Annotated in this window: 6 protein-coding genes; 5 read left to right on the forward strand and 1 reads right to left on the reverse strand. The window is 47.4% G+C overall.

What is annotated here, in order from left to right:
• Positions 1–581 precede the first annotated feature (581 nt).
• The 5 genes from ABLA76_RS10280 to ABLA76_RS10300 are packed head-to-tail and all read left to right on the forward strand — an operon-like array spanning position 582 to position 7,496.
• The gene (locus ABLA76_RS10280; RefSeq protein WP_348987847.1) at positions 582–2,318 is read left to right on the forward strand and encodes a type VI secretion system baseplate subunit TssF; all 1,737 of its coding nucleotides are present in this window, start codon (positions 582–584) and stop codon (positions 2,316–2,318) included.
• 18 nt (positions 2,319–2,336) lie between these two features.
• On the forward strand, positions 2,337–4,508 hold the full coding sequence (gene tssI, locus ABLA76_RS10285) for a type VI secretion system tip protein TssI/VgrG (protein WP_348987848.1): 2,172 nt from the start codon (positions 2,337–2,339) through the stop codon (positions 4,506–4,508).
• 2 nt (positions 4,509–4,510) lie between these two features.
• On the forward strand, positions 4,511–6,022 hold the full coding sequence (locus ABLA76_RS10290) for a VRR-NUC domain-containing protein (protein ID WP_348987849.1): 1,512 nt from the start codon (positions 4,511–4,513) through the stop codon (positions 6,020–6,022).
• Between the two features lie 15 nt (positions 6,023–6,037).
• Positions 6,038–7,243, forward strand: a complete 1,206-nt coding sequence (locus ABLA76_RS10295) for a type VI immunity family protein (RefSeq protein ID WP_348987850.1) — start codon at positions 6,038–6,040, stop codon at positions 7,241–7,243.
• The gene (locus tag ABLA76_RS10300) at positions 7,227–7,496 is read left to right on the forward strand and encodes a PAAR domain-containing protein (RefSeq protein WP_348987851.1); all 270 of its coding nucleotides are present in this window, start codon (positions 7,227–7,229) and stop codon (positions 7,494–7,496) included. Before ABLA76_RS10295 ends, ABLA76_RS10300 begins: the two co-directional genes overlap by 17 nt.
• Positions 7,497–7,597: 101 nt before the next feature.
• Here the strand turns inward: ABLA76_RS10300 and ABLA76_RS10305 are convergent.
• The coding region (locus ABLA76_RS10305) for an Ig-like domain-containing protein (RefSeq protein ID WP_348987852.1) at positions 7,598–8,937 on the reverse strand (1,340 nt) is incomplete at its 5' end.

An 8,937-nucleotide genomic window follows, 5' to 3' on the forward strand; every position in this document is an offset into this window, starting at 1 on the left:
TTTGTCTCTGATGTTGTTCAGCCGCCTCCAGCCAGACAATTTGTGTGTCCGGGGAAAGGTTGACGGGAGGATGTTGGCTGTCAGTATAAATCACCGTTTTGGCATTAGCAGATAAAGGCAATACTAACCCCATATAAAGTAATAAGTTCAGTTTCTTCATAAGCCATTTCCCGTCTGACAAAATATCGGTATAGCCTGAAGAAACGTATTATTGATGTCAGTAATTAATTAGTTTTTGCAAAAGTAAAAAAAGTGAATGCACTTCAAACTAAGACTTTTCTTATTTGAGGTTTTGGCTTGGAATTCTGATAGCCATTTATCAAGACGTGTCCCCAATCACAAAAACAACCTTCCATAAAGTAAATTTAACAGATAGTTCCGTAAAATACGCCATTAACCGTTATCAATGCCCCAATATATATAAATTTTTCCGATAGAATAGCGATGAATAATTCATCAAAACAGACATATGAGGAAAAGATAAAAAACATAGTGAGTATCCGTGCCTGGTAAGAGGGGTTTAAACAAGTTGTGCCATTGTGAACCGGCCGAGTTTATTGAATATCGAAAAGGAAAACGGTGTGAAATCATTTGAACAATACTTTCAACACGAGATTGAGTATCTCCGCGCATTACAAAAACTGGTACGAGAGGAAAAACCACATCTGGCGGATATCCTCAGTGGACACGATCCGGATGTGGAAAGAGCCAATGAAGGTTCGGCCTTTTTGACAGCCCGTCTGCGCCAAAAAATTGACGACGGATTGCCTGAATACACCCAACCGTTACTGCAACGCTTACACTCGCAGACAATAAAAGGTTTACCCACAACCAGTGTGATGCAACTGGATAGCGTTCAGGGGACAGATAATGCTTATTCCGTGCCGGCAGGCAGTAAAATTACCACAGAAAACGGCACACCATTCATGAGCTGTCGCTCCTGTGATATCGAGCCTCTGACGCTGATTCAGCGGGAACTTCATCATCAGGCACAAGAAACACAGATTACCCTGACATTCCGGTATACAGGCAAAGGTGACCGTTGGGCAATCAAACCCATCAGCCTGTTTCTCAGTGCTGATGAAACCGTCGCAGATACCCTGATGCTGGCACTGACACAAGAGGCTTATAACATTAAGTTATACCGAGAAAATTCCCCTTACCCAATGGAAGGTTTGCGTTTGGAACCCTTGCAGGGCACTTCCAGGCTTATTTTGTCCCAGCCACAGCGGGCGGGAAACTGGGCACCACAAATGCTAGTAGAGTCACTTTATCTGCCCCATGTTCATCACTTCATCACATTGGTTTTGCCGACGACGATGCGAAGCCATTTATTAATGACAGAAATCCGTGAATTTACTATTGTAATCAAACTCAGATGTGAATTGGCCGTGTCTGAAACGCAGATAACGGCAGCGTTTCACCTGCATTGTGTGCCCGTGGTCAATCGGAAAATAACACAATTAACCGTGCCGTTTAAGTCAGAGACTGCACGTTATCGCTTACCCTTATCACCTTCACAGGGTGTACTGGATGTGCTAGGCATCGCGCTGGAAAAAGAGCCGGATGAAGAGCACGATCGGGGCGAGTCTTTCCGTTTCTATCCCGATCGCGTGCTGACCGGCATGGATCGCTATTTGGATGACGAGCAGGTCTGGTTCTATTCACTGGAAATGGGGGAAGATGCGTTAGGCCGGTTGCAATACGATCTGGTTTTCCGGGACAGTCGGGGGCAATTCATGACACAGCCTCCGGTGCGAAAATTTATCTGTCAGGTGGCAACATTCGGGCTTCAGCCAGAGCCATTAATGGCTGGTGAGAGGTGTTATGCGGACGAAACCCTCCCTGATAATGTGCAAGTCAAAAATCTGACTCCCCCTTCGTCACCCTACCCGCCTGTCACTGACAGCCACCACTATTGGACGTTGCTGTCACATTATTCTGCCAGCCCGTTCTTGCTGTATTCTGCTGACATGCTCAAAGAGTTATTGCGCGGCTATGACTTTTATAATGAAACAGACCGAAACCGGAGCCGGGCACTGCGACGCAGGATTGATGGCATTGTTTCCGTGCATTCGGAAACGAGCGACTGGCTGATTAAGGGCGTACCCCACCGCTGTCTGTTTATTGAACTGATGCTGGATGACAGCACCTACCCTCATGAAGGGGAGGCTTTCATGTTTGCCCATAGCGTATCCCAGTTTCTGCCATTTTGCCTGACACAGGATATGCACATGTTAGTGACCTGTCGCACCACGGCGGGAAAATATTATGGTTTCTCACGTTATCCCATACAGGGATATCGCCCGTTAATGTAACAATAAGGAAATACGGTTATGGATGGTTTGGTTTTTACCTGCCAAATCGGTCGACTCCCGCCAACGACCTTTCAGGTGGTTAACTTCACTCTGCGGGAGCATTTATCTCAGCTTTTTCAACTTAATCTGACGGTGGTCAGCGCCGTCAATAATATCCCTCTGGGTGAGCAGCTTAACCAGGAAGCCTCACTGACCATCAAGCGTAATGGTGTGGTGGAACGGACGGTCAATGGTATCGTTGCAGGTGCAGTACAGGGTAATACTGACGGAAAACAGACGGGTTACACTTTTACCTTGCGTCCTGAAATGTGGCGGATGACGCTCAATCAGGACAGCCGTATTTATCAGCATCTCTCCGTACCGGATATTTTGAAGAAATTGCTGGGAGAGCACCGGGTAAAAGCTGACAGCAAGTTCTATGATAGCGCCGGTTATCATGCGCCCCGCGACTACATTACCCAGAAACGGGAATCAGCCTACGATTTCTGGTGCCGGCTAGCAGCGGAAGAAGGGATTATTTTCTGGTTTGAGGAAAACCAGATGTTTTACAGCAATTCTCACCTCGGCATGACGGCCGCCTTACCCTTGGTCTACAACGGTCAACCAAATACGGATGATACTGACTCTACTGTCTGGCAGTGGCAGTATGGCGAATATTTATGCCCGGATGAGTTTATTCACAAAGATTACAACTACCTGCGTCCTTCCCAGCCGATGCAAACCCAAGCCAACGTAGAACCCAGCAGCGGGCATTCCGTTTTTGAAAGTTACGGGCGTTTTCAATGGAGTAAAGAGGGACAGCCCTTTGGTAAAATCCGCCTTAACCAGTTGAACAGCGAAAGTAAACTGGGTTCGGCACAGTCTAACTGCATTCAATTACGGCCGGGTAAAATCTTTACCCTGAGTGCTCATCCGTCTGAAACGATGAATGACCGCTGGCAGGTGGTGAGCATCACGCATCATGGCGCTCAACCACAAGCGGCCGGAACAGGGGGCGAAGGCACCACATTAACCAGCGATATGACCTTTATCCCCGGCTTTGATGACTGGCGACCACCATATCACTATAAACCGTTGGCAGACGGTGACGAGCTGGCCACTGTTGTCGGACCGGAAGGCGAAGAGATATTCACCAATGAATTAGGGGCTATTAAGGTTCATTTTCACTGGAACCGTTACGATAAACCCGGTGACGGTTCGTCCTGTTGGGTACGGGTCGCGCAGGGCTGGAACGGCAATAATTTCGGCTTTATGGCGATACCCCGTATCGGTCAGGAAGTCATTATCTCTTACCTGAACGGGGATATTGATCGCCCGATTGTAACCGGCTGCAATTACAATGGCCGTAACAGTCCGCCGCTGGATTTACCGGGGCAAAAAACCCGTACTACCTTTAAAACTAAAACGCACAAAGGTGAAGGCTTTAACGAGCTGCGTTTTGAGGATGCCAGAGGCAGTGAGGAAGTTTATATCCATGCCCAGAAGGATATGAATACCAAGGTGCTGAACAATCGTACCACTCATGTGGACAGGGATCATGAAGAATGTATTGGTCAAGACCAGAAATTAACCGTGATGCGGGATCAGTTTGAGGAAATTCAACGCAGCCGCCAGATCGTCATTAAACAGGATGATGATGAGTCTGTCAGCGGCAATCAAACGCTGTGGGTTGAGAAAAACCAGTCCAGCACCATCACCGGACAGCAAAGCGTCAAAATCGGTAAAAGCCAGTTATTGGAAGTGACTGATAATCAGGAAGTGCGTGTCGGTAAACACATTGTGCTGCAATCTCAAAGCGGCCAGATCACCATCGGTAATTCAGGCGGTCAAATTATTATCGATCCGACAGGAGCAATTACGATTTCGGGTACGTCCATTTCCATGACCGAACACGCCGCCGGAAAAGCCGGTGCTCAGGCACTGTTTGATTATTCCGGGCGTTATATTCTGACTAATAGCAAGAACGAAAATAAACCGCTGACCCATACCCTGTACCAGATAAAAACCCCATCAGGCATCGTGTCCGGCCGTACGGATGCCGCAGGGCGTACTGCCATCGTACAGACCCAGCAAGCGGATACTTTGGAATTCAGTCTCCCGGAAGCGCAGAAAAAGAAAAAAACCAAAACGCTGTACCACGTGGGAGATAACCAACCTGTGGATTACATCATGGAATTTAAGGAGGAATAAAAATGACTCAGCAATTAAAACCGGGCGGAATGTGCCCGGCTATTACCTCAGTGCATTGCCGAATGGAGCGCATTGAATTTCCGAAAGATGAAGATCAATGTTATCTGGCAAAAAAAGCCGCTTTGGCTATTTGGGCACCGAAGATAGCTATCGGTAAAAAGGGCATTTTTTCTCTCAAACAGGCTGCGATGAGCCAGTTTATTAAAATAGAGGAAAAGGTGTATGACTGGCTGTGGCCCTATAAAGCTGAAGTGACTTTTTATATGAGAGGAAACAGGACGCCATTGCCTAAACTGACAGCCAGTGCAGACAAAAAGGAACGCTATTCCGGCAATCTTCCCCACTCTGAAAGCTGGTTTCCCAATTTGTCTGCACAAAACATTATTAAACACGGCATTACTGGTTTCCGGCGGCCCGATATTATTCTGGTCAAAAATCAGAAAATAAGATGGCCGGGGCGTGATGCAGAGTATCTTGATGGCTCTGCGCACCCCGACAACCTGAAGATATTAATTGAGGTGAAATTTCCGGGAGACTCCATGTCAGAAGGACAGGAAATGGATTATCCCCTCATTGCCACCAGAGAACGCTTTGGTATTTTTGTGGTTGAAGATAATCGTAGTTCAAAGGAATGGGAAACGCTTTCGGAAGAAGCCAAAGCGGCAGAAATGGACAATATCAGGAAACATGTGGCCTTATTTGGTCGTCTTTTTCCGCCGGTTGCTAGCGGAAATACGACACCTGTACCATTACCTATTCCTACTCATCCTGAAATAGCCCGGTATATACCACAAAATCTCCCGCTGGTGAGTGAAAAACCGTGGCAACATAAGCCTGTTTTCAGTATTTGGATGGCTTTATCGCATAATCAAACTGTTCCGCCGTTAATTACGCCGCCTAGTGAATCCGCATTTGGGGAACGGGTCACAGAATACTATAGCCAAGGTGTTCAATGGGTGAAAGACGGCTTTACCTATACCAAAGATATGATTGTCCGTAGCTGGGAATGGACATGGGATTTAACGGCCAGTGGGTTCAATTACCTGAGTGATAAGACGCGTGCAGCACTGGCTGCTTGTGGTGCCTGGTTTCGTGAATCAGGGCAATGGATAGCGGATGAAATTATCGATCCGGTAACAAAAAAGCTGAGTTATGCCATTCATTGGGTCAGTGAAAAAACAGGGGAAATCGTTCGTCTCACCGAAGCTAAAATCAAGGAAGCTGTGGAAACGGTATACAAATATACCGACTTGACGATAGACGCATTGAAACAGGTCGATTGGTATCAGATAGCTGCTGATCTGGGCAATGGTACAATTCAGTTAATGGTAAAAATAGGGGAAAAAATCATTACTATTATTGAAACCATTGTCGTTGTTGCCGCTATAGTTTTGTTGGCGGGTTTAATTATCTGGGTGGGTAGCGTTGCCGGTGGTGTCGCAGCCGCGATATGGGCGACCCTGACAGCAGCAGTGGCGGGGATTACCGCATTAACAGCGGCAACCGCATCATAAGGAAAAATGATTATTATGAATAAAGAAGCCTATTTTGAGCATATCAAGGCACAATTAACGGGATTTACCCTGCAAAGTGAACGAGATATTACCGTCACCCGTTTAGGGTTGGCTATCACGTTGTTTTTTAAACAAGGTTATACCCGTGAAAAAAAAGAACGGATTTTAGCCTGTTATCGCCGCTTTCGGGACATGTACGGTGATAAGTTAAGATTCCATACCCATGAATTTGATGGATTGAAAAAATATTCAACCGAAAATATCGAAAAAGTAGAACAGTTAATTTTGAAGGCAGATAACGGACCTTTCGTTGGCAATAAGATATGTGGTTGGTATGTCAGTGATGCAAAAAATGCTACTGAAGCACCTCAATATATTATGCGTTATCTTGATTCGTGGGAAACAGTAGGCAATAACGCGAGTTCTTATTTATGTTTGGTATTACCATGGAATGTATTGGCTACAGACGAAGGGCAAACTGAGTTTAATGAATGGCTGGCATTTCTTTGCGGGCAACTCAATCCCGATCATGGGGAATGTGGTTATACACTTGCCTTACCCAGAGATTATCACCTTTATATGCCACAGGAATACCAGCTTGCCATTCGTTATCCTGCCATGCAGGTTAATGCAATAGTTCATTCATGGGCACATGAATATTATAACTCGGTACGCAGTATAGGCTGGCTTACCTTACTGTCACACCGATTTATCAAGCGATTGGGTGGAGAACAATGGGTAAGGAAAAAGTTGTCTGCTTATCCTGATATTACCATTACTGAATATGGTAATGGGTTGATTATCCGTGCCAGCGAATATCCCGACTTAACCCCACTACCTGCCAGTGTGCCTGAAAGTTATTTTGCCATTAATGAATTAATCCGACCGATTCGCTATATCATGAAAGAGGGGGATTCTCTCCATTTTTATGGTGAAGGCCATTTCACCGGTAAAACCAGTGCCCTCTGGTATGCCCGTTATGATCGTGGTCCCTTACAGGTTGACCCGCTGATGGCAGGCGAACCCGCCAGAGTCGATGGTTACTGGACAACCAAAGGGCGTGAAGGGTTGGAAAACATCATTCTGCAAGGTGATATTGCCCCTGATGTTGAAGGTAATACGCCCGGCACAACCGTATGGCGTTTGGTGCGTCAGATTGAGCATGATGACATGAAAGATCTAAGGGAACTTGAGGTACAGCAAAATGCGGGCAACCATTGACGGTAAAAAAATTATCCTGAAAGACGATACCACAAACACAAGTGGCACCGTACTAACAGGTTCAGGGCTAACCAAGCAGGGGGAACCCGTTGCCTGTATTGGTGACAGCGTATTTTGCCCGGCCTGCAAAAGCACAGGCGATATTGCTGAAGGTTCTCCACTGACGATGATACAGGGTAAAGCGGTTGCACTGGAGGGGCACAAAGTGAATTGTGGTTGCCCATCTGGGTGTACACTTGTTGCTACGGGTTAATGAGACAAGAAATCACGTACTAGCCTGACCGATTGAAATTCTCTTAAGTGGCTGTTTTAACAGCCACTGACTTTATTTAGCCGGTAAATTGGGCAACATTGCTACCTGCCACACGCAAATCCGGTCATCGCCCAGCCATTTCGCATCCACCGGTCGGTTTCTGCCCAAAATGCCCATTTCGCCTGATGCTCTGCAAAACCTGAGCTGGCGGCCAGATAATCCGTCGAGGTCACATAAAATTCCCGCGCCCAGCCATCATAAAGATAAAAGTTCCCCCATTCCTCATAGAGCTGTTCCAGCGCATATTTGGAGGCAATCCGGCTGCCGAGTGATTTGCAAAGCTGTTTCGCATTTGAATAAAAGTCTTTTGTCAGGCCGGAGCGCTCAAACCAGGTGTGAACCGTCAAGGTCAGTTCGACCTGCTGCCCGGTCTCATCTGTACCCATGAATCTTACGCCGTCAGGATTTTGCTCTACCGTCACCATATCACCCGATACCGTCACCGAGGGTGAGTTACTCTGCCAGCTTACCCTACCTGTATTGTCTGCCGTGATAAGGCGGAATTTCGCACCATGCCAGAAAACGGAAGGTCCTCTGGTGCCAAACGATTTCTGGTTGGCATTACCGCCCTGACGGTCAATGGCAACGGTATCAACCAGGCGCAACGGCAGGATAAATTCCACAGAAAAGACGACTTGCTGCTCACCCACTTCAGCAGTGACCAAAGCCTGTCCAGCATAACGACTGACAAGGGTTGCGGTTGCATTTCCCTGACGGTCTGTCCCGTCTTCCTCAAAAATCATCTCGCCAAGATTGCCAGACCAGTCAACCGCTTTATCCGCAAGTCCCTGCCCATGAATATCGGTGATGGTGACAGTAAAAGTCACCCGATCTTCGCCATCCGCCGCAGCACGGGTTTTATTGACCCGAATAGTGGATAACAGCACTTCATCAAAGGTGACAATAGGGGCGGTCACTTTATTATCGCCAATCTGGATCTGAACCTGATGCTCCCCTGCAAATGTACTCCTCAGCTGAACTTGCGCTTGTCCCTGAGGGTCTGTTTGTGTACGTTCTGAGGACAATACGCCATGATCCGTTTGCCAACTCACTAACTGATTTTCCACAGATAGCCCCAGCGAGTCTTTCACCGTGGCGGTCAACACCACGGTATCCTGGCCATCGCCTTTCGCCCGAACTTTATCCACCGTGATAGTGGGTTTCAGCCGGCGTTCAAACGTCACCGGAGCGGCATAAAGGGTTTTTCCCGCCACCTCGGCTTTCACCGTTGCCCTCCCTGCGGTGCGACTGACTAACCGGGCTGTCGCTTCTCCCTGACTGTTTGTCTGCTCTTGCCTATCCAGCAGTTGCCCGTTATCCGCTGACCATTGCACTTGGCTGCTGGCAACGGGTCGATCTGCTGCATCGCGCACGTTCACCG

The organism is Xenorhabdus sp. SGI240, assembly GCF_040081915.1.
Taxonomy (GTDB): Bacteria; Pseudomonadota; Gammaproteobacteria; order Enterobacterales; family Enterobacteriaceae; genus Xenorhabdus; species Xenorhabdus bakwenae.